At 70.3% G+C, this 20455-nt stretch carries 22 protein-coding genes; 9 read left to right on the top strand and 13 right to left on the bottom strand.

Going from position 1 to position 20455, the window contains the following annotated elements; all coding sequences use genetic code 11:
• Positions 1-2 precede the first annotated feature (2 nt).
• Positions 3-923: an SDR family NAD(P)-dependent oxidoreductase gene (locus AC0KTM_RS22135; protein ID WP_238956946.1), complete on the bottom strand. Its 921-nt coding sequence runs from the start codon at positions 921-923 to the stop codon at positions 3-5.
• A 109-nt stretch (positions 924-1032) separates the two neighbouring features.
• Between AC0KTM_RS22135 and AC0KTM_RS22130 the strand changes: the two genes are divergently transcribed.
• Complete coding sequence (locus AC0KTM_RS22130) at positions 1033-2409, top strand: tetratricopeptide repeat protein (protein ID WP_238956945.1); 1377 nt, start codon at positions 1033-1035, stop codon at positions 2407-2409.
• Here the strand turns inward: AC0KTM_RS22130 and AC0KTM_RS22125 are convergent.
• Together AC0KTM_RS22125 and AC0KTM_RS22120 are read right to left on the bottom strand one after the other, a co-directional pair.
• Entirely contained in the window at positions 2351-2914 is a 564-nt protein-coding gene (locus AC0KTM_RS22125) for a hypothetical protein (protein ID WP_238956944.1), read from the bottom strand. The genes AC0KTM_RS22130 and AC0KTM_RS22125 overlap by 59 nt on opposite strands.
• Positions 2911-3300 carry a hypothetical protein gene (locus tag AC0KTM_RS22120; protein ID WP_238956943.1) on the bottom strand — a complete coding sequence of 130 codons (390 nt, stop codon included), beginning with the start codon at positions 3298-3300 and terminating at the stop codon, positions 2911-2913. Before AC0KTM_RS22120 ends, AC0KTM_RS22125 begins: the two co-directional genes overlap by 4 nt.
• Positions 3301-3321: 21 nt before the next feature.
• Here AC0KTM_RS22120 and AC0KTM_RS22115 point away from each other — a divergent pair, with 21 nt between their 5' ends.
• Positions 3322-3918 (top strand): TetR/AcrR family transcriptional regulator, encoded by a 597-nt coding sequence (locus tag AC0KTM_RS22115; RefSeq protein ID WP_238956942.1) that lies wholly within the window; start codon positions 3322-3324, stop codon positions 3916-3918.
• On the opposite strand, the gene AC0KTM_RS22110 is transcribed toward AC0KTM_RS22115, so the two are convergent.
• The 3 genes from AC0KTM_RS22110 to AC0KTM_RS22100 are packed head-to-tail and all read right to left on the bottom strand — an operon-like array spanning position 3892 to position 7699.
• Positions 3892-6063 carry an AAA family ATPase gene (locus tag AC0KTM_RS22110; protein WP_238957401.1) on the bottom strand — a complete coding sequence of 724 codons (2172 nt, stop codon included), beginning with the start codon at positions 6061-6063 and terminating at the stop codon, positions 3892-3894. The two genes, AC0KTM_RS22115 and AC0KTM_RS22110, sit on opposite strands and share 27 nt — an antisense overlap.
• Before the next feature lie 56 nt (positions 6064-6119).
• Positions 6120-6980, bottom strand: a complete 861-nt coding sequence (gene pssA, locus AC0KTM_RS22105; protein ID WP_225328405.1) for a CDP-diacylglycerol--serine O-phosphatidyltransferase — start codon at positions 6978-6980, stop codon at positions 6120-6122.
• On the bottom strand, positions 6977-7699 hold the full coding sequence (locus tag AC0KTM_RS22100; protein WP_472416674.1) for a phosphatidylserine decarboxylase: 723 nt from the start codon (positions 7697-7699) through the stop codon (positions 6977-6979). Before AC0KTM_RS22100 ends, pssA begins: the two co-directional genes overlap by 4 nt.
• A 65-nt stretch (positions 7700-7764) precedes the next feature.
• Here AC0KTM_RS22100 and AC0KTM_RS22095 point away from each other — a divergent pair, with 65 nt between their 5' ends.
• Entirely contained in the window at positions 7765-8979 is a 1215-nt protein-coding gene (locus tag AC0KTM_RS22095) for an MFS transporter (RefSeq protein WP_472416672.1), read from the top strand.
• On the opposite strand, the gene moeA is transcribed toward AC0KTM_RS22095, so the two are convergent.
• Genes moeA through AC0KTM_RS22080 form a run of 3 tightly spaced genes read right to left on the bottom strand, consistent with a single transcriptional unit; the run spans position 8976 to position 11664 of the window.
• The gene (moeA, locus tag AC0KTM_RS22090; RefSeq protein WP_472416670.1) at positions 8976-10181 is read right to left on the bottom strand and encodes a molybdopterin molybdotransferase MoeA; all 1206 of its coding nucleotides are present in this window, start codon (positions 10179-10181) and stop codon (positions 8976-8978) included. The genes AC0KTM_RS22095 and moeA overlap by 4 nt on opposite strands.
• A gap of 19 nt (positions 10182-10200) precedes the next feature.
• Positions 10201-11151 (bottom strand): SDR family NAD(P)-dependent oxidoreductase, encoded by a 951-nt coding sequence (locus AC0KTM_RS22085; RefSeq protein ID WP_472416668.1) that lies wholly within the window; start codon positions 11149-11151, stop codon positions 10201-10203.
• A gap of 21 nt (positions 11152-11172) precedes the next feature.
• Positions 11173-11664 carry a cupin domain-containing protein gene (locus tag AC0KTM_RS22080; protein WP_472416667.1) on the bottom strand — a complete coding sequence of 164 codons (492 nt, stop codon included), beginning with the start codon at positions 11662-11664 and terminating at the stop codon, positions 11173-11175.
• Between the two features lie 29 nt (positions 11665-11693).
• Here AC0KTM_RS22080 and AC0KTM_RS22075 point away from each other — a divergent pair, with 29 nt between their 5' ends.
• The 3 genes from AC0KTM_RS22075 (at position 11694) to AC0KTM_RS22065 (ending at position 15217) form a co-directional block, all read left to right on the top strand.
• The gene (locus AC0KTM_RS22075) at positions 11694-12386 is read left to right on the top strand and encodes a M24 family metallopeptidase (protein ID WP_472416665.1); all 693 of its coding nucleotides are present in this window, start codon (positions 11694-11696) and stop codon (positions 12384-12386) included.
• Positions 12387-12619: 233 nt separating this feature from the next.
• Entirely contained in the window at positions 12620-14245 is a 1626-nt protein-coding gene (gene groL / locus AC0KTM_RS22070) for a chaperonin GroEL (protein WP_225328398.1), read from the top strand.
• Positions 14246-14392: 147 nt separating this feature from the next.
• Entirely contained in the window at positions 14393-15217 is an 825-nt protein-coding gene (locus tag AC0KTM_RS22065) for an SDR family NAD(P)-dependent oxidoreductase (RefSeq protein WP_238956936.1), read from the top strand.
• Here the strand turns inward: AC0KTM_RS22065 and AC0KTM_RS22060 are convergent.
• From AC0KTM_RS22060 to AC0KTM_RS22045, 4 genes are read right to left on the bottom strand one after another with little or no spacing between them, the layout of a single operon-like run.
• A complete protein-coding gene (locus AC0KTM_RS22060) occupies positions 15206-15766 on the bottom strand; it encodes a carboxymuconolactone decarboxylase family protein (RefSeq protein WP_238956935.1) in 561 nt (186 codons plus the stop codon). The genes AC0KTM_RS22065 and AC0KTM_RS22060 overlap by 12 nt on opposite strands.
• Positions 15767-15784: 18 nt before the next feature.
• Entirely contained in the window at positions 15785-16189 is a 405-nt protein-coding gene (locus tag AC0KTM_RS22055; protein WP_225328395.1) for an FtsZ/tubulin family protein, read from the bottom strand.
• 38 nt (positions 16190-16227) lie between these two features.
• Positions 16228-16872 carry a PPE family protein gene (locus AC0KTM_RS22050; RefSeq protein WP_472408531.1) on the bottom strand — a complete coding sequence of 215 codons (645 nt, stop codon included), beginning with the start codon at positions 16870-16872 and terminating at the stop codon, positions 16228-16230.
• Positions 16873-16911: 39 nt separating this feature from the next.
• Entirely contained in the window at positions 16912-18642 is a 1731-nt protein-coding gene (locus tag AC0KTM_RS22045; protein WP_238956934.1) for an N-acyl-D-amino-acid deacylase family protein, read from the bottom strand.
• A 47-nt stretch (positions 18643-18689) separates the two neighbouring features.
• On the opposite strand from AC0KTM_RS22045, the gene AC0KTM_RS22040 reads away from it, so the two are divergent.
• From AC0KTM_RS22040 to AC0KTM_RS22030, 3 genes are read left to right on the top strand one after another with little or no spacing between them, the layout of a single operon-like run.
• Positions 18690-19061, top strand: a complete 372-nt coding sequence (locus AC0KTM_RS22040; protein WP_225328393.1) for a VOC family protein — start codon at positions 18690-18692, stop codon at positions 19059-19061.
• A 10-nt stretch (positions 19062-19071) separates the two neighbouring features.
• Positions 19072-19590 (top strand): mycothiol transferase, encoded by a 519-nt coding sequence (locus AC0KTM_RS22035; RefSeq protein WP_225328392.1) that lies wholly within the window; start codon positions 19072-19074, stop codon positions 19588-19590.
• A 10-nt stretch (positions 19591-19600) separates the two neighbouring features.
• Complete coding sequence (locus AC0KTM_RS22030) at positions 19601-20455, top strand: hypothetical protein (protein ID WP_238956933.1); 855 nt, start codon at positions 19601-19603, stop codon at positions 20453-20455.

Below are 20455 nucleotides of genomic sequence, written 5' to 3'. Positions count from 1 at the left end.
AGTCACCGTGTGGCGCAAAGTCTTTCGGAGAGTCCCCACAGTTGGGCCGCGCGCCGCCCGTCGCGGGCATGCGGCGCGGCCTCCCCGATCCCGCAGTCTTCCAGGTAGAGGCCGCCCCGCCCGGCCAGCTCGGGGCTGACCGCGGCCCACACCTGCGTCGCCGCGCCGTGTTCGGGCATGACGAAATCGAGGAAGCCGTCGGAGGGTTCGCGGCTGGTTTCGGCGACGAGGCGGCGCAGCCGCGAGAAGTCCGCGCGCGACATGTACCGCGCGAGCGAGGTGGCCACGGTGCCCGGATGCACGGCGTAGGCGCGGATTCCCGCGTCGCGCAGGCGCCGGTCGGCTTCGACCGCGTGCAGGACGTTCGCCGTCTTGGAGGCGCCGTAGGCGGCGAACTTGTCGTATTCGCGACGCTCCCAGTTGGGGTCGTCGACGTCGACGTCACCCATCACGTGGCCGCCGGAGGACAGGATCACCACCCGGGCGCCGTCGGCGGCGGCAAGGCGGGGGACGAGCAGCCGGGTGAGCTCGAAATGCCCGAAATGATTTGTCCCGATTTGCAGTTCGAAGCCGTCCCGGGTCCGGCCAAATGGCGTGAACATGACGCCGGCGTTGTTCATCAACACGTCGACGATCGGCGTGATGTCGGCGATCGCGCTGGCCGCCGCACGCACGCTGGACAGGTCGGTGAGGTCGAGCGAGACCGTCGACGTCCGGGCGGCCGGAACCTCGGCCGCGATCCACCGGGCGGTCTCCGCCAGCGCGTCGGGGTTGCGGGCGGCCAGGATGACGTGTGCCCCCGCGGCGGCCAGCGCCCGCGCCGACTCGCGGCCCAGCCCCGACGACGCCCCGGTGATCACACATGTCTTGCCGGACAGGTCGATTCCCTCGACGATCTGCAGGGCCGTTGGACGCTCGGTCATGCGGACCAACCTATCGCCGTGGCTTGTTCGCGGCTGCAAAATCTTAACCGCCGGTGACTGGCGGCGCGGGCACGGGAGCCGGAGACTGGCATGACGAAAAGGAGTGCACATGACTGACGGCCCAGATCAACCCGCCGACGCGGGCGATCCCGTGGTACGCGCCAACACGGAATGGCGCTCGGCGCTTGCCACATTCGGGCCCCATCACGAGTCAACCCTGACCGCGCTGCTCGCGCTGGCGTCGGCGCGCTGGACGGCCGGGGACAGCCTCGGTGCCGTCCACGACGCGAGCCAGGTACTGGCCGTCAGGCGCGAAACACTCGGAGACGAACATCCCTCCACCCTTGGCGTGGCGGGGCTGGTCGCGATCTGGCGCTACCACCGCGGGGACGAGGGCAGCGTCGATGAGCTGCGCGAGCTCGTCCCGGTGATGACGCGGGTACTCGGCGTCGAGCACGCGGACACGTTATGGGCTACCCACACATTGGCCACGGCCGAGGATGCCGGCGGTGATCCCGCCGGTCGGCTGCTGCGCTGGGTGCAGTTATGCGGTGCCGAGACACGGGTCTTCGGCCCCCGTAACGAATTAGCCTTGTCCGCCGCCTACGGGGTGGCCCTGGCCCGCCACGACCTCGGGGACCCCTTCGGGGCCAGCACCGACGCGCTGATTGTCGTCGGCTACCGCCGGCGACTGCTCGGCGAACACCATCCCCACACCCTGGCCGCGCAACTGTCGCGGCTGACGTGGCTGGGTGAGGCCGAGGGTATCAACGCTCACACCCTCAACGAGTTCGATGCGCTGATCGTCGCCCTGCAAAACACGCTCGGTCACGACCACGAGCACACGCTGATCGCCCGCTACAACCGCGCTGCATGGACGCCGGAGACGGCCAACGAAATCGAGCGAATTTCCGAATGGGAGGTCCTGGCTGAGGATCTCGTGCGTGTTCTCGGTGAACAGCATCCAATGGCAACGGGTGCCGGCGAAAAACTCGGAGCAGCCCGCGCCGAATGGGAAGACAGCGTCAACGAGACGCGCAACATTGCTTTCGATCTGTTCGTCGACGCCGAATCCGAAGACCGCGACATCGATGTCGTGCCCGGCCGGGACTGGATGAACCCGGGCAATCTCGACGACGACGCCCTGGCCAAAGTCGCCGAAGACGCCGACGAACAACGCTCGGAGCGCGAAGACCTCATGGAACACGCGGTGGAAGTGAAACGGGCGCTCGCCCGCAGCGCCCGCACGCTGGGGAACGATCACATCGAAACCTTGCAATGGAGGTACTACCTCGCCTGGTGGCTATGGAACGGCCACGAATTCGACCCGGCCGCCGCGCGTACCCGAAAGCTCATCGATGACGGTGTTCGTGTGCTCGGCGAGGACCACCCACTCATCGATGCGACGCGGACCCTCGACTCCCACATCACCAACCGCGTCTGGAGCGGGTTGAGCCCGTTCTGGGATGGGAGCGCGCTGGTGTGAGAGAGGGAAACCGGCGGCGGTCAGCTTCGGTCTCGGACAGTGACTTCAGGGTGAGCAACTGCTTGCGCATCATCACCAGGTCCCCCAGCGCCAGGGCGTGAGCGAACAGCCGAGGCCCGGCGAACAACACGCGCGCATGCAGCCGCGAGCCCGCCCCGTCGGGCCGGATCGCATACGTGACGGCGACACCCTTGGACCGCAACGTGATCTGCCGGCCGCCGAGAAACGACCGCAACACAAAGATGGTCATGAATCGCTGCCCGACTTCGAGGCGCGTCAGCTCCGGGTCGCGTCGGCGTGGGCTGCGGCGGCCGAGATTATCCAGGCTGTCGTAGCTGTACGGCGCCACACGCAACTGGCACAACCAACCGAACACGATCGACGGTGGCGCGGCGATGCTGATCGCGCGGTCCGCCCGGACGCCGGCCGAGGGCAGGAGACCGTCGCAGGGCAGTGGTGTCGTTCGCTCCCCGGGCCTGACCCCCCACGCCAGGCCCGGTGTCACGGGACCGACGCCCTGCGTGAACTGGCCTTCGCCGCAATGCGTTTCAGCGTGCGCCGCACGACGACGCGGTGCGCGCCGGTGCCGATGACGAGCGCCCGATACGCCTTCCCGTAAATGCCCGGGAAGGCCGCCCAGGTCGCCGCGCGCAGCCGGGTGCGTCCGTCGAGCTCGTCCAGCTCGAACACCCACCGGTAGACCGCGAACCAGTGGCGGCCCTTCAGTGCGAACCGCGCCGGTGCGCGCGCTTCGTCCAGGACGAAGCCGACCGGCACGGTCGTCGGGTCCTGCGGGTCGCGGCACATCACCCGCAGCAGCGCCGACCACGTGTCTGCGCGGTGTGCGTCGATCGTTATGGCATGCTCGTCGATATAGGGTAACCGTTCCATATAGAAGGACTGTACTAGATCATGGCGCCTCCGCGGAAGCATGAAACCGATGTGATCCTCGACGCCGCCCGGGCGCTGGTGCTCGGCGGCGGACCGCGCGCGGCCAGCGTGGCCGCGATCGCGAAAACCAGTGGTGCGCCGGCGGGCACGCTGTATCACCGGTTCGGGAACCGCGACGGCATCCTGACGGCGGCGTGGCTGCGCGCGCTGGAACGCTTCCAGGCCCGGGCGCTGGCCGCCGACGGGGAGACGCCGGCAGACACTGCCGTGGCGATGGCGGTGGCCGCCGTCGGCTTCGCGCGCGCCCTGCCCGAGGATGCCCGGCTGTTGTTGACGATCCGGCCGGGCGACCTGCTCGACGACGAACCCGACGCGGCCTTCCGGCAGACGCTTGCCGCGATGAACGCCCCGCTGACCGAGCGGATCGCGGCGTTGGCCCGGCAGCTGTACGGGAACGCCAGGCCGCGTTCCGTCGACGCCGTCGCGCGCGCGGTCGCCGACCTGCCCTACGCGGTGGTGCGGCGCCACGCCCATGACGATCCGATGCCGTCGTGGCTCGAAAAGGACGTCGCGGCCTCGGCGTTGGCGGTGCTAAAGAGCTTTGGCGAAACCCCTTAGCGACTCGACCTGCGCGGGATCCAAAGAGGGACGGACGGTTTCGCACGCGGCCGCGAGGTCGGCCGCCGTCACGTCGGTGGCGTCGATGGATCGGCGCATGGCGGTCAGTGCGGCCTCCCGCAGCAGCGCCACGCAATCGGCGGCGCTGTAGCCGTCGAGCCGGGCGGCCACCTCGTCGAGGTCGACGTCGGCGCTCAGCGGAACCGATTTGCCTGCGGTGCGCAGGATTTCGCGGCGGGCCTCCGCGTCGGGCGGTTCGACAAAGACCAGCCGCTCGAGCCGGCCCGGGCGCAACAGCGCGGGGTCGATGAGATCCGGCCGGTTGGTGGCGCCCAGGACGACGACGTCGCGCAGCGGATCGACGCCGTCGAGCTCGGTCAGCAGCGCGGCCACCACCCGATCGGTGACGCCCGAGTCGAAGCTCTGCCCGCGCCGCGGCGCCAGCGCGTCGACCTCGTCGAGGAAGACCAGCGAGGGCGCCGAGTCCCGGGCGCGCCGAAACAGCTCGCGCACAGCCTTTTCCGAACTGCCCACCCACTTGTCCATCAGCTCGGAGCCCTTGACGGCGTGCACGGACAGCTGCCCGGTGCTGGCCAGCGCGCGCACGACGAAGGTCTTGCCGCAGCCGGGCGGCCCGTACAGCAGCACCCCGCGCGGCGGGTCGACGCCCAGCCGGGCGAAGGTGTCGGGATGCTGCAGCGGCCACAACACGGCCTCGGTCAGCGCTTGCCGGGCCTCGGCCATGTCGCCGACGTCGTCGAGGGTGATGTCGCCGACGCTCACTTCCTCGCTGCCCGAGCGGGACAGCGGCCTGATGACGGTCAGCGCGCCGACCAGGTCCTCCTGGTTGAGCTCGGGGGGACGGCCGTCGGCGCTGGCCCGCGACGCCGCGCGCAGCGCCGCCTCCCGCACCAGCGCGGCCAGGTCGGCGACGACGAAACCCGGTGTGCGTGAGGCGATCTCGTCGAGATCCAGGTCGCTGGCGGGGACGTTTTTGAGCAGCGATTCCAGCAGCGCTTTGCGGGTGGCGGCGTCGGGCAGCGGCAGGCCCAGCTCGCGGTCACACAGGTCGGGGGCCCGGAGCCGGGCATCGAGCTGGTCGGGCCGCGCGGAGGTGGCGATCAGGGCGACGCCCTCGCTGGCCACCGCGGTACGCAGCTCGCCCAGGATCAACGAGGCCACCGGGTCGGCGGCGGCCGGCAGGAGGGCGTCGACGTCGGTGATCAGCAGGACGCCGCCGCCGTCGCGCACCGTCTGCACCGCGGAGGCCACCGCCTTGAGCCGTTCTTCGGCGGCCAGCGCGCCGGCCTCCGGGCCGTCCAGCGTGACCAGCCTGCGGTCGCCGCAGACCGCGCGGACCAGGGTCACCTTGCCCACGCCGGCGGGGCCCGACACCAGCACGCCGAGGTTGGTGCCGGCGCCCAAAGTCTTGAGCAGGTGCGGTTCGTCGAGCGCGAGCTTGAGCCATTCGACGAGCTTGGCGGCCTGCGGCTGGGTGCCTTTGAGTTCCTCGACGACCATCTCCGGCCGGGCGACTTCGACCGAGATCCGCGACGACGTCATCGCGCCGGCCGCGACATCGCCGGCGCCCCAGGTGACCAGCGAGTTGGGCTGCACGCTGACCGGCCCCGCGGGGTCGACACCGGTGACGGTCAACAGCTCCGAGGTCCAGCTGATGCCCACGGCGGTGGCCAGCGCCCGGGTGGCGGCCGAGGTGGACGTGCCGGGTCCCAGGTCGCGGGGCAGCAGCGACACGGCGTCGCCCACCATGACGACCTTGCCGAGCAGGGCCTGGCGCAGCGTGACCGGCGTGATCGACTGGGTGGCCAGCGTCGAGCCGGACAGCGTCACCGATCGCGCGCCGTAGACCGTGACCGCGCCGACGACCACCGCGGACCCCTCCCGCAGCCCCGCGTTCGACAGCGTCACGTCGTCGAGCAGCGCCGTGCCGAACGGCGTGTCCGGGCCGGCGAGGCCCGCGACCGCCGCCGTGGTCCGCGAGCCGATCAGCGAAACGGCGTCCCATTCCCGAATCCCCAGTGCGGCAACGGCACTCGGATGCAACCGGACGACGCCGCGACGGGAGTCGACGGCCGAGGTGTTCAGCCGAGCCGTCAAGGTGAGCTGACGGGACGCGGGATTGATGGCTCCGCTCCTCAGCGGCCCGGAGCGGCCCGCATCGTCGCCGGAGCCGCCGGCCGTCACGGCACGCGCCTGCCCGGCTTGCGCAGGCCCAGCCGCGCCACCGACCGGCGGTTGGGCTGCGCCCGGCGGATCGCGCGGCGCGCGGCGCGACGCTGCTTGGGTTCGTCGTCCCATGCCTCGGGGTGGGCGGCCAGCCAGCGCTGGTTGCGGATGGCGAACGGCACGTGGCACAGGTAGGCGATGATGATCACCCAGATCAACACGTAGGGCGCCAGCACCGCCGCCGCTGCGCAGATCGCCAGGATCGCCAGCAGTGGGGCGGCCCAACTCGGCGGCACCGCGACCGCGTGCATCTTGCGCATCGGGATCTTGCTGACCATCAGGATCGAGGTCCCGGTGATCCAGATGCACAGGAACAGCGGCGAGGTCCACCAGCCGTCACCGAACTGCAGCTTGAGCCCGATCAGGCCGATCATCGAGATCGCCCCGGCCGGCGCGGGCATGCCGACGAAGAATTCGTGCGTGTAGGCGGGCTGGCTGCCGTCGTCCTGCAGCGCGTTGAACCGCGCCAGCCGCAACACGACGCAGACGGCGTAGAGCAGGATCACCACCCAGCCGGCCGGCGAGTTGGTCAGCAGCGTCACGTAGAGCACGATCGCGGGGGTCACGCCGAAGTTCACCGCGTCGGCCAGCGAGTCGATCTCCTCGCCCATCCGCGACTGGGCGTCCAGGATGCGGGCCACCCGCCCGTCCAGGCCGTCCAGGATGGCCGCCGCCGCGATCAGCGCCATCGCGGCCTTGGGCTGGTGTTCGAGGGCGAACCGGATCGAGGTCAATCCCGCGCACACCGACAGCACCGTCATCGCGCTGGGCAGGATCTGCAGATTGACCGCCCGTCCGCGCGGCTTGCTGATCATGGCAGCTCGGCCAACACGGTCTCGCCGGCGATCGCGCGCTGGCCGACTTTCACCAGCGGTTCGGAGCCCGCCGGCAGGTAGGTGTCGAGTCGGGAGCCGAACCGGATCAGCCCGTAGGTGTCGCCGATCGACACCTTGTCCCCGACGTGTGCGTCGCAGATGATCCGCCGGGCCAGCAGCCCGGCGACCTGCACCGCGACCACGTCGGCCCCACTCGGGGTGCGGATGCGCAGGCTGGTGCGTTCGTTTTCGGTGCTGGCGGCGGCCAAGTCGGCCGACCCGAAGCGGCCCGGCCGGTGCTGCACGGCGACCACCTCGCCACTGACCGGTGCGCGCTGCACATGGGCGTCCAGCAGCGAAAGGAAGATGCTGATGCGCGGTAGCGCGGTGCCGCCCATGCTCAGTTCCGCGGGCGGCGTGGCGAAGTCGATCACGCAGATCTCGCCGTCGGCGGGGGCGACGACGGCCCCGGGCCGGGTGGGCGGCACCCGTGAGGGGTGGCGGAAGAACCCCGCGCAGGCGCCCGCCGCCAGCAGGCCCGCCCGTCGCACCCAGCGGTGACGGCGGCCGGCCAGGGCCAGCGCCAGCCCGGCGCCGATGAACGGGCGCCCGGCCGGGTGCACCGGCGGAATGGCGGAGCGCACCAGCTCCAGCGCGTGTTGGGGGCTGAAGCCCGGGTCCGAAGCGGTGGGGCCGATAGTGCGGGGGCGTCGTGCCACGCGGCCATCTTACGGAGCCCGCGGTTGATTCGTGGACGCCCGCAGAGGGAACGTTGACCTTCGACATGCAACCGCACAGTGCCGACCGGTGGGCGACGCCGGTGCGTCGGGCGAAACGCGGTGTCACCGCCGCATTCATCGCCCACGGTCTGGTGTTTTCGTCGTGGGCCGCCCACATTCCGCGGGTCAAGGCCGAGCTGGGACTGTCCGACGCGGCGCTGGGAACGGCGCTGTTCGGCGCGCCGCTGGGATCGGTCGTGGCCACGCTGGCAAGCCACTGGGCGCTGCGCCGCTGGGGCAGCCACCGGCTGATCCCGGTCATGGTCGCCGGCTATGCGGCCGCGGGGACGACGGTGGGGCTGGCCCGGTCCGGTCCCGCGCTGTTCGGGGCGCTGGCGTTGTGGGGGACGTTCCAGGGGGCGCTGGACGTCGCGATGAACACCCAGGCCGCGACGGTCGAACGGGCCGCGCGGGCGCCGATCATGGCGCGGTTTCACGGCATGTGGAGCGTCGGGACGCTGGTGGGGGCGGTGGTCGGCGCGGCCTGCGTCGGCGCGGGCATCGGGCTGACCGCGCAGCTGACGGTCCTCGGGGCGGTCGTGCTGGTCGCGGTGGGGGCGCTCACCCGTCGCCTGATGCCCGATGCGGCCGATGACGCCGGGGCGTCGCCGGGGCGTACCCGGGGCGGGCGGGCCTGGATGACGCCGACGGTCGCGATCCTGGCCGCGGTCTCGTTCGCGTCGTTTCTGTGCGAGGGTGCGGCCACCGACTGGTCGGCCAACTACCTGCGCAACGTCGTCGGTGCCGGCCCGAGCGTCGCCGCGTTGAGCTACGCGGCCTACACGTTGACGATGGTGATCACCCGGTTCGGCGCGCCCCGGCTGCACGCGCGGGTGCCCAGTCGCCGGCTGCTGCCGGCCCTGGCGCTGGTGGCCGTCGCGGGCATGGGCGTGACGCTGGCGACCGCCAACGCCGGCGTGAGCGTGCTGGGTTTCGCCGCGTTGGGCGTCGGGGTGGCGCTGCTGGTGCCCACCGCGTTCAGCGCGGCTTACGGCGCGAGCGAAGCGGGATCGGCGATCGCCATCGTGGCGGCGACCGGTTGGCTGGGCTACCTGCTCGGCCCGCCGTTGATCGGTCACCTGTCCGGCTGGGTGGGGCTGTCGGCGGCGCTGGTCGCCATCCCGGTGATGATGTCGATCGTGGCCATCGCGATCCGCTACACCCCGGCGTTCGACAAGGCCGACGAATTCCACCGGGACGTGGCCACACCCGCCGGCTAGCGCAGATCCCAGACCTGCAGCCGGGTTCCCTCGGGCACCTCGACGACGTCTTCGGGGATGTCGAGCAGCCCGTTCGCCGACGCCAGCCAGCGCAGGTGGTGCGATGCCGGCGGGCCGTAACTGGTGACCGAGCTGGCGTCGTCGCTGAGCACCGCGCGCCGGAACTGCCGCTTGCCGCGCGGCGAGGTCAGCGACTCGGCGAGGACGGCGGACCGGTGCGGGCGTTCCGGGTCCGGCAGGCCCATCGCCGTGCGCAGCGCGGGCCGGATGAACACCTCGAAGGACACCAGCGCGCTGACCGGGTTGCCGGGCAGCGTGACGATCGTCGCGCCGGCCACCCGGCCCACGCCCTGCGGCATGCCGGGCTGCATGGCCACCTTGACGAATTCCACGCCCTGGTCGCCCTCGCGCCCGAAGGCGTCCTTGACCACCTCGTAGGCGCCGGCGCTGACGCCGCCGCTGGTGATGATCAGGTCGGAGTCGGCCGCGTACCGGTCGATGATCGAACTGAATTGGGCCACATCGTCTTCGGCGGTCGCGACGGCGACTAGTTCGGCGCCCGCGTCCCGAACCGCCCCTGCCAGCATGATCGAGTTGGACTCGTAGATCTGCCCCGGCCGCAGCGCGGTGCCCGGCGTCACCAGCTCCGATCCGGTCGAGATCACCAGCACCCGCTGGCGCGGGATCACCGGCAACTCCGCGATCCCCAGCGCCGCGGCCAACCCGAGCACGGCCGGCGTCACGACCTGGCCCCGACGCAACACGGTGGTGCCGGGGGCGACGTCCTCACCCGCCCGCCGGATGTGCTTGCCGGCCTCGCGGGGTTCGCGGATCGACACGACGTCCACCCCGCCGTCGGTGGCCTCGACCGGGACGATCGCCGTCGCCCCCGCCGGCAGCGGGGCGCCCGTCATGATCCGGTGCGCCGTACCGGGTTGCAGCGTCAGTTCGTCGGTGCGCCCGGCCGGAATGTCCTCGGCGACCGGCAACACCACCGGGTTTTCCGGCGTGGCGGACGACGTGTCCTCGGCGCGCACCGCGTACCCGTCCATCGCGGAGTTGTCGAAGACCGGCAGCGCCAACTGGGCGACCACGTCCTCGGCCAGCACCAGACCCTGGGCGTCGGCCAGCGCGACCGAAGCCGGCGTCCGGGAACGGATCAAATCGGTGACAACACGCTGATGTTCCGCGACTGATCGCATCGGGGCCATTATCCGCGCGTCAGATCGGGAAGCTGACGCCGGTGAGTTCTTCGGAGACGGCCCACAGCCGGCGTTGCAGTTCCGCGTCGTGGGACTGGGCGCTGGACCTGACGAGCTTCGGGTGGCCTCGCTGCTCGAGGAAGCCGTCGGGGCCGAAGTACTGTCCGCCCTGGACGGCAGGATCGGTGGCGGCCCGCAGCGTCGGCAGCGCACCCATGGCCGCGCTTTGGAACAGCACCGGGCCCAGCGCCGCCGCGGCGGGCCGCAAGATCGCCGGCAGGTTGCGGGTCAGCTCGGTGTTGGAGCCGCCGGGGTGCGCGGCGACGGCGATGGTCTTCGCGTCGGGCGTAGCCGCCAGCCGGCGCTGCAGCTCGTAGGTGAACAGCAGGTTGGCCAGCTTGGATTGCCCGTACGCGGCGATCCGGTCGTACCGGCGCTCCCACTGCAGGTCGTCGAAGTGGATCGCGGCCCGCAGCCGGTGACCCATGCTGCTGATGGTCACCACCCGCGAGTCCGGCACGGCGAGCAGGTGGTCGAGCAGCAACCCGGTCAGCGCGAAGTGGCCCAGATGGTTGGTGCCGAACTGCAATTCGAATCCGTCCGCGGTGACCTGCTTGGGCGTCCACATCACGCCCGCGTTGTTGATCAGCAGGTCGATGCGCGGGTAGGCCGCGCGCAGCGCGTCGGCGGCCGACCGCACCGCGTCCAGCGACGTCAGATCCAGCTGCTGCAGCGTGACATCGACTTTCCGGTCGCCTTGGCCCTCGGCGGCGACGATGCGCGACAGGGCCGCGTTGCCCTTCTCGAGGTTGCGCACCGCGAGCACGACGTGGGCGCCGCGGTGGGCCAGCACGGCGGCCGCCTCGTACCCGATGCCGGTGTTGGCGCCGGTGATGACGACGACGCGGCCGCTCTGATCCGGGACGTCACCCTCCGACCAGGCGCGGTTGTCTTTGTCGTTGGAAGCCATGGCCCAAAACATACTCACGAGTCAGACCCAGTAGTTGTCGTGGCGGACGAACCACTCCCGGCGTTCCTCGTCGGTCATATCGGCCAGCGCCGCGAACCCTTCGAAGTAGGCCTCGCGGGGAGCACCGGGCGCGAACAGCATGAGGATCGACGCCGGCTCGTCGGCCTCGTTGCGGAAGCCGTGGACGCCGCCGGGCGGGACGTAGAGGAAGTCGCCCTGGTGGCCGTCGGTCCACTCGGTGCCGTCGTAGAGCTTCATCGTCCCGGAGAGCACGAAGAAGGCCTCCGACATGGCCCGGTGGAAATGGGCCGGGGGTCCGCCGCCGGCCGGGGCGATGTCGACCCGGTACAGCCCGTAGTCGCCGGCGGTGTCTCGTTGGTTGGCCAGGTAGTGGTAGGCGACCCCGGAGGTCTCGTAGTCGGGAGGCTGATCGGCGCGCTTGAGCCAGGCGCTGATCTCCGGCTCTTGCTGGGTGTAGCGGGCCGGCGGGTAGGGCGGCACGACGAGGGACATGGTTCCAGTGTGCGCATAGCATCGCCGTAATGGAGGCCGCAGAAGAAGTGCGCGTGCAACGGCTGCTGGACGCCGAGTGCAAGGCGGCGCAACTGTTCGACGAGATCGAGCGGCGGGCCATGATCCGCCCCGGGATCGGGGAGAAGCAGCTCTCCGACGAGATCCACGATCTCGCCGGAGAGATGTTCGGCGTGACCCGGCACTGGCATCGGCGGATCGTGCGCGCCGGGGAGAACACGCTGCAACCGTTCCACGAGCGTCCGCCGGACAGGCTGATCGTCGACGACGACATCGTCTTCCTGGACCTGGGGCCCATCTTCGAGGAGTGGGAGGCCGACTTCGGCCGGACCTTCCTGCTGGGCGACGACCCGCACAAAAAGGCCGTCCGCGATGCGCTGCCCCGGGTGTGGCAGGCCGGGCGCGACTACTTCGCCGGCCATCCCGACGTCACCGGCGCCGAGCTGTTCGACGTCGTCGTGGGGGTGGCCCGCGCGGAGGGCTTCGAATGGGCCAGCCGCATCGCCGGTCACCTGGTGGGGGAGTTCCCGCACAAGAAGATCGCCGGCCCCGGCATCGAGTGGTACATCATGCCCGGCTCGGACAAGCGGATGCGCCGCACCGACCCGCGCGGCCGCGTCTGCCACTGGATTCTCGAGATCCATCTCGTCGACCGCCCGCGCGGCTTCGGCGGCTTCTACGAGCAGCTGCTCGACCTGCCCTGAGCGGGCCGCTTCCTCGGGCCTTCTTCTTGCACTCGGCATAGGCGAGTGCTAAGAATGACTTGGCACTCGCGACCAGTGAGTGCTAGGTCGGGACGGTGAGGCCTGGGCCGCGTCAGCGGGGACACCCAGAGCCGTCCGTCGCGGGCACTGCACCCGGCCACAGCGTCCAATGGGGCGACCCGACAAACGGTCGCCCCGTGTGTCACCCCATATTTCGGAGGAATCACTTCGCAATGGCCAAGACAATTGCGTACGACGAAGAGGCCCGTCGCGGCCTCGAGCGGGGGCTCAACGCCCTCGCCGACGCGGTAAAGGTGACGTTGGGCCCCAAGGGTCGCAACGTCGTCCTGGAGAAGAAGTGGGGTGCCCCCACGATCACCAACGATGGTGTGTCCATCGCCAAGGAGATCGAGCTGGAGGACCCGTACGAGAAGATCGGCGCCGAGCTGGTCAAGGAAGTCGCCAAGAAGACCGACGACGTTGCCGGTGACGGCACGACGACGGCCACGGTGCTGGCGCAGGCGTTGGTCCGCGAGGGCCTGCGTAACGTCGCCGCCGGCGCCAACCCGCTGGGTCTCAAGCGCGGCATCGAGAAGGCCGTCGAGAAGGTCACCGAGACCCTGCTCAAGTCGGCCAAGGAGGTCGAGACCAAGGACCAGATCGCTGCCACCGCGGCGATTTCGGCGGGCGACCAGTCGATCGGTGACCTGATCGCCGAGGCGATGGACAAGGTCGGCAACGAGGGCGTCATCACCGTCGAGGAGTCCAACACCTTCGGCCTGCAGCTCGAGCTCACCGAGGGCATGCGGTTCGACAAGGGCTACATCTCGGGCTACTTCGTCACCGACGCCGAGCGTCAGGAAGCGGTCCTCGAGGACCCCTTCATCCTGCTGGTCAGCTCCAAGGTGTCGACCGTCAAGGACCTGCTCCCGCTGCTGGAGAAGGTCATCCAGGCCGGCAAGCCGCTGCTGATCATCGCCGAGGACGTCGAGGGCGAGGCTCTGAGCACCCTGGTCGTCAACAAGATCCGCGGCACCTTCAAGTCGGTGGCCGTCAAGGCCCCCGGCTTCGGTGACCGCCGCAAGGCGATGCTGCAGGACATGGCCATCCTCACCGGTGGTCAGGTCATCAGCGAAGAGGTCGGCCTGTCGCTGGAGAGCGCCGACGTCGCCCTGCTGGGTAAGGCCCGCAAGGTCGTCGTCACCAAGGACGAGACCACCATCGTCGAGGGCGCCGGTGACTCCGACGCCATCGCCGGCCGGGTGGCCCAGATCCGCAGCGAGATCGAGAACAGCGACTCCGACTACGACCGCGAGAAGCTGCAGGAGCGCCTGGCCAAGCTGGCCGGCGGTGTTGCGGTGATCAAGGCCGGGGCCGCGACCGAGGTCGAGCTCAAGGAGCGCAAGCACCGCATCGAGGACGCCGTGCGCAACGCCAAGGCGGCCGTCGAGGAGGGCATCGTCGCCGGTGGTGGCGTGGCCCTGCTGCACGCCACCCCGTCGCTGGACGAGCTGAAGCTCACCGGTGACGAGGCGACCGGCGCCAACATCGTCCGCGTGGCGCTCGAGGCTCCGCTGAAGCAGATCGCCTTCAACGGTGGTCTGGAGCCTGGCGTGGTGGCCGAGAAGGTCCGCAACTCGCCCCCCGGTACCGGCCTGAACGCCGCCACCGGTGAGTACGAGGACCTGCTCAAGGCCGGCGTCGCCGACCCGGTGAAGGTGACCCGTTCGGCGCTGCAGAACGCGGCGTCCATCGCGGGCCTGTTCCTGACCACCGAGGCCGTCGTCGCTGACAAGCCGGAGAAGGCCGCCGCACCTGCCGGCGACCCGACCGGTGGCATGGGCGGTATGGACTTCTAAGAAGTCAACGAAGAAGCCCGGTCCCGTTGGGGGCCGGGCTTTTTCGTGCGCGCCGAGCGTGAACTCACGGCGGGAATTTCGCGATCTTTCCGCCCTGGTTTCACGCTCGGCGCGCAGGCTTCACACTCGGCGCTCTAGGGTGAACGCGTGGCGCTTCCGACTCCCTCACCCACCAGCACCGCCGTCGTGACCGGCGCCTCGTCGGGCATCGGCGCCGACATCGCGCGCGAGCTGGCCGACCGCGGCCACGGCGTGACGCTCGTCGCCCGCCGCGAGGAGCGGCTGCGGACCTTGGCCGACGAACTCGCCGGCCGCGTCCGTGTCGAGGTGATCGCCTGCGACGTCGCGGACGTTACCGCCCGCGCCGACCTGTTCGACGAGGTCGCGCGCCGCGGGCTGACCGTCGACATCCTGGTCAACAACGCCGGCATCGGCACCATGGGCTCGGTGACGAAAATTCCCGTCGCCGACGAGATCGCGCAGGTGCGGGTCAATGTCGAGGCCGTCATCGACCTGACGACCCGGGCGGTCCAGCAGATGGTGCTGCGCGGCCGCGGCGCGATCCTCAACGTTGGCTCCACTGCGGGCTACCAACCCTTCCCGGGACAGGTCGGGTACGCGGCCACCAAGGCGTTCGTCAACAACTACACCCAGGGGCTGCGCGGCGAACTCGCCGGCACCGGCGTCACCGTCGCGGTGCTGTGCCCGGGGCCGGTGCGCACCGAATTCGTGAAGAGCGCCGGCATGGACGAGCGGGACTTCGCGGACGCGTTCCCGAAGTTCATGTGGAAGCCGTCGCGTGAGGTGGCCCGCGCCGGAATCGACGCGCTGGACCACGACCGCGGAACCGTGATCCCCGGGCTGCCGAGCCAGATCAGCACCCGCCTGTTTCAGTTCATGCCGCGGCGAATGTTGTTGCCGCTCTTGAAGAACCAGCATCCGAGCCTGCGCAGGGACCGCTCAGTCGGCTAGCGGCCAGCGCCGCATCCAGCCCTCCACCGGAAGGGCGAGCGCATTGCACAGCGTGCAGATCGTGCGGTACCAGCCGACGGCCGTGAGCAATTCGATCCGCTGCTCGTCATCGAGAAAGCCGCCCAGCGCTTCCCACGTCTCCTCCGACCACGAGCCGGTGCGCTCGCACTCGTCCACGGCCGCGATCAGCGTCCGCTCGGCCGCGCCCCACCGCGGGTCATCGGGGCCTGCCAATACCAGCGCGTCGCACTCGTCGTCGCTGACACCGGCGATCGGACCCCAGAAGGCGGCCTGGCCGCCCCACTCGTAGGCGCAGCGCAGCAGCGCGCAGATGCGAAGGATGGCGATCGTCCGCGTCCGGGGCGGCAAAAGCGCTGCGGTGTAAAGGGATTCGCCAAGCTTGCGGAGCCGGGAGGCCAGCGCCGGATGGCGCTGCAGGCAACGCACCAACAGCAGCGGCTCGTAGGTGCGGTCCGGGTGGCCCCAGCTGTTGATGCCGGCGGCGTCCTCTTCGCTCCACGGCGGGGCGAGGGGTGCGATGCGGCTCACGGATGAGACTGTACGACGTCAGGCCGATGGCAGCGAGAACACGACGCAGTCGTGCAGGCAGCCCTTGGCCGCATCGGGGGAGTCGGCGTCGCGGTGCAGCAGCGCGCGCGTGGGCGCGACCGTGAGCCGGACGGCGTCGCCGGCTCGGTTTTCACCGGACACCTCGGCCGCGCCGTCGACGATCAGCGAGTAGCCGCCGGGCTCGGCGGGGGGCCACAGCAGGGTGACGTCGCGGCGCCGGGCCAGGTTCTGCTGCGTGCGGCCGCCGATGAGACCGACCTCGAGGGTCTCGCCGCGCAACTCGGGTTCGACCGTCACGGTGTGCGAGCGGTAGTCATCGTCGACCGTGATCAGGTACGCGTACGGGTAATCGGGGAGCGCGTCGGCCAGCGCCGCGAAATCTACCTTCTTCTTGCTACGCATGATGTTCCAGGATAGGCGCGAACCGGTGCGGCCCCGCCCTACTGCGGCGCCGGCGGCGTGAGGAAGCCGGCGATGCGCGACGTGTAGCCGCGGGCGACGGCGCCGGACGTGGCCGGGCGCGTGACGGCGGTGCTGGTGTTGGAGAAGCCGAGGTTTTGCAGCACCTCGTTCCAGGGCGGCAACTTGGCCACGGCGGCCGACGCGTCGGCGTGATACCCGAACATCGCCGCGACGTCCGAGGCCCACATCTGGTCGTAGGCCGCCTCGATGTCGGCGATCGCCGGGGTGTTCTGGCCCAGATGATTGTTGGCCGCCAACGCCGACACCAAGGCCCGGTTGGCCGCCACCACCGCGGGCTGCACCGTGGCCGCGAGCGCCACCTCGAACGCGGTCGCGATGGCCGAGGCCTGGTGGGACACCTCTTCCGCCTGCGCGGCCGCCGCGGAAAGCCAACTCACATACTGGCTGGCCACGGTCATCATGGCGGCCGATGACGCGCCCTGCCATGACCCGCTGGCCAGATCTGACGTCACCGAAGAAAACGACGACGCCGACGACGCCAGCTCCTCGGCCAGCCCGTCCCACGCCGCCGCGGCAGCAAGCAGCGGCCCGGGACCAGGACCGGAGAAAATTAGTGCCGAGTTGACTTCCGGCGGCAACCACGCAAAATGCGGGTTCGTCACGGGACCCAACTTAGCTGGTATATGCCACTTTTGGTGGCGTTATTGCAAGGGCGCCGGACTGGGCTGACGGCCGCGCACCAACTTGCCCGGACGCGCCGCGGTGGGCACGCCGTGTTCAGCGATGATTTCCCCGGACACGATCGTGGCGACGTACCCGTCCGCGGTCTGGTCCAGGCGCCGCCCGCCGGCGGGCAGGTCGTAGCTGAGGACCGGCTTGTGCAGGCGCAGGGCGGCGTGGTCGATGACGTTGAGATCGGCCTTGTAGCCCACGGCGATACGGCCGCGATCACTCAGCCCGGCGACGCGCGCCGGCACCGAGGTGAGTTCGCGAATCGCCTCGGGCACCGTGAACCGCCCGGACTTGCGGTCCCGCGCCCAGTGCGTCAGGAAGTACGTCGAGTAGCTGGCGTCGCAGATCATGCCGTAGTGCGCGCCGCCGTCGCCGAGGCCCAGCACCACGTCGTCGCGGTGCAGCAACTCCCCGACGGTGTCCAGCGAGTTGCCCTGCAGGTTGCTGGTCGCGACCAGCAGCATGGCCCGGCCCTCGTCGTCGAGCAGCCGGTCGTAGGCCTCCTCCATCGGCTCCACCCCCTTGGCGCGGGCGCGGGCCCCGATGCTGGTCGACGGGTCGGGCTCGTAGTCGGGGTCCTCGCCGAGAGGGTAGATCCAGTCCCACATCTGGGCGACGTACAGGATCGGGTGACCCTGGCCGGGCTTGTCGGCCAGGATGCGGGCGCGGACCTCGGGCTTGCGCATCTGCGCGACCCGCTCTGCCAGCGGCAGGTGCGCGATCTCGCGATAGCTGGGGTAGAGCACGAACGGGTTCGCCGACAATTGCAGCCCGATGATCAACCCGATGGGACGCGGCAACAGCTGCGCGGTGATATCACCGCCGGCGGCGTTGGCCTTCTCGATCATGGTGATGGCGTCCGGCCACGTCGGGTCGCCGGAGTTGCCGACGACCAGGGTGAAGGTGAGCGGCAGACCGACGTCCTCGGCGACATCGAACACCGTCTGCAGCACGGGCTGGTAGCCGCCGGCCGGGATGTCGGGGACGAACTGCAGCAGGCCGCCGCCGCCGTCCACGACGCCGCGGGCGATCTCCTCGATCTCCTCGCGGGCGGCGTCGTAACTCGGTATGGGCGAACCGCTTTCGGTCTTGTGGATGGTCAACCGCGACGACGCGAAGCCCAGCGCGCCGGCCTCGATCGCCTCCTTGGCGAGCGCCCTCATCTTGGCCAGGTCGTCCTCGGTGGCCGGTTCGCGGTCGGCGCCGCGCTGCCCCATCACGTACACGCGCAGCGGCGAGTGCGGCAGGTACGCGGCCACATCGATGTCGCGCCTGCCCGCGTCGAGCGCGTCCAGGTATTCGGGGAAGGTCTCCCACGTCCACGGCAGGCCGTCGGTCATCACCACGCCGGGGATGTCTTCGACACCGGCCATCACGTCGACGAGGACGTTGTGGTCGGCCTGGCGGCACGGGGCGAAGCCGACCCCGCAGTTGCCCATCACCACCGTCGTCACCCCGTGCGCGGACGACGGGGTGAGCCGCTCCGACCAGATGGACTGGCCGTCGTAGTGGGTGTGCAGGTCGACGAAGCCGGGCGTGACCAGCAGCCCGGTGGCGTCGATCTCCCGCTCGCCCGTGGCCCCGTTCAGGGAGCCGACCGCCTTGATGACGTTGTCGGCCACCGCCACGTCCCCCACGTACGGCTCGCCCCCCAGCCCGTCGACGATGGTGCCGTTGCGGATGATGAGGTCGTAAGTCATTCAAACAATCTACGACCGTGTCGGCGGGTCGTGCCAGGATCTTCCCCATGATCGACCACGTGGGCATCAACTGCGCCGACTACGCGAAATCGCAGCGGTTCTACGACGCGGTGCTGGGGACGCTGGGCTTCTCGCGGCAGCTGGATGTCGGCCCTGCCATCGGATACGGGCGCGCGGGAAAACCGACCTTCTGGATCTCGGGCGCTCTGGCCGGCCCCAATCGGGAGGTTCACCTCGCGTTCGAGGCCGCCGACGAGGACGCGGTGCGCGAGTTTTATCGGGTGGCGGTCGAGGTGGGCGCCGAGCCGCTGCACGCGCCGCGCCTGTGGCCCGAATACCACCCCGGCTATTTCGGCGCGTTCGTGCGCGACCCGGACGGCAACAACGTCGAGGCTGTCTTCCACGGGGCGCTCCCGTAGTGTCGCGAGTATGGCCAGCACCGACGATGCCGCCGTAATCCGAGTCCTCCTGCGCGACGCGTTCACCCGGTTGATCGAGCACGTCGACGAGATCACCGACGGGCTGACCGAGGAGGTGTCGTCTTATCGTCCGACCCCGGACGCCAACAGCATCGCCTGGCTGCTCTGGCACAGCGCGCGGGTGCAGGACATCCAGCTCGCCGACGTGGCCGGCGTCGAGCAGGTGTGGCTGCGCGACGGCTGGGTGGACCGGTTCGGACTCGACCTGCCGCGGAACGACATGGGCTACGGGCATTCGCCCGACGACGTGGCCAAGGTGAAGGCGCCCGCGGACCTGCTGTCCGGCTACTACCACGCGGTGCACGAGTTCACGTGCAACTACATCGCCGGCATGACCGCCGAGGAGTTGGCCCGCGTCGTGGACACCAACTGGGATCCGCCGGTGACGGCGAGCGCGCGCCTGGTGAGCATCATCGACGACTGCGCCCAGCATCTCGGGCAGGCCGCGTACGTGCGGGGGATTGCGTAGATTCGCAGGCGTGCGATGCGCGGCGAGCGTGCTGTTGTGGCTCATCACCACGCTCGCGCTGGCGGTGACGATCCCCGCGGCGTGGACCCAGCTGCATGTCGTCGACGCCGACGGCTACGCCGCGATGGCGCGCGGGGCGGCGGCCGATCCGGCCCTGCAGTCCGCCATGGCGGCCGAACTGACCACGCGGGCAATGGCTCTGGCCGCCGAGCGCGGCGGGGGCCGCTATCCCGTCGACGGTTCCGACGTGCACGATGCCACCAGCGCTTTCACCGCCGGGCCGGCGTTTCCGCCACTGTTCGCCCAGGCCAACCGCGCGGCGCACGGTTGGCTGTTCGGCGACCCGGGGGCCGGCGGGGACGGCAATCAATGGGCGGTCGACGTGGCCCTGATGCTCAGGGATGACTCGATCCGCCCGCTGCTGAACCAATACAACGTGACCGTTCCCGCGAAACTGACTGTCCCGCTGACGATTTCGGCGCCGCGAGCGATGCGCGAGGGGCGGCTGAGCGGACTGTCCACCTGGGGCCCGTGGGTGAGCGTGGGGGCGGCGGCGTTGTGTGGCGTGTGCGCGTTGCTCACGCTGGCCGCTGCGCGCCGCCGCGGCAAGGCGCTGAGCAGCTTGGGGGTTTCCGCCCTGCTCGTCGGCGCGGCCGGCTGGGCCGGCCTTGAGGTCGCCGGCCGCTACATCGACAAGGCGCTCAACCGCACCACCGGCGACATCCGGCGCGTCGCCGAGGTGATGGTCGGACACGCCGAAGCCGGTCTGCACCAATGGCTCAACGTCACGTTGCTGGCGGGCGCCGCCCTGGTGGGACTGGGCATGCTCGTCGCGATGCTGGGCAGCCTCTGGAAGAAATCCTGA

This window comes from Mycobacterium sp. NTMscope_Eco_3, assembly GCF_976985685.1.
The sequence above is the reverse complement of the archived record's forward strand: the minus strand, read 5'-3'. Positions and strand labels throughout refer to the sequence as shown.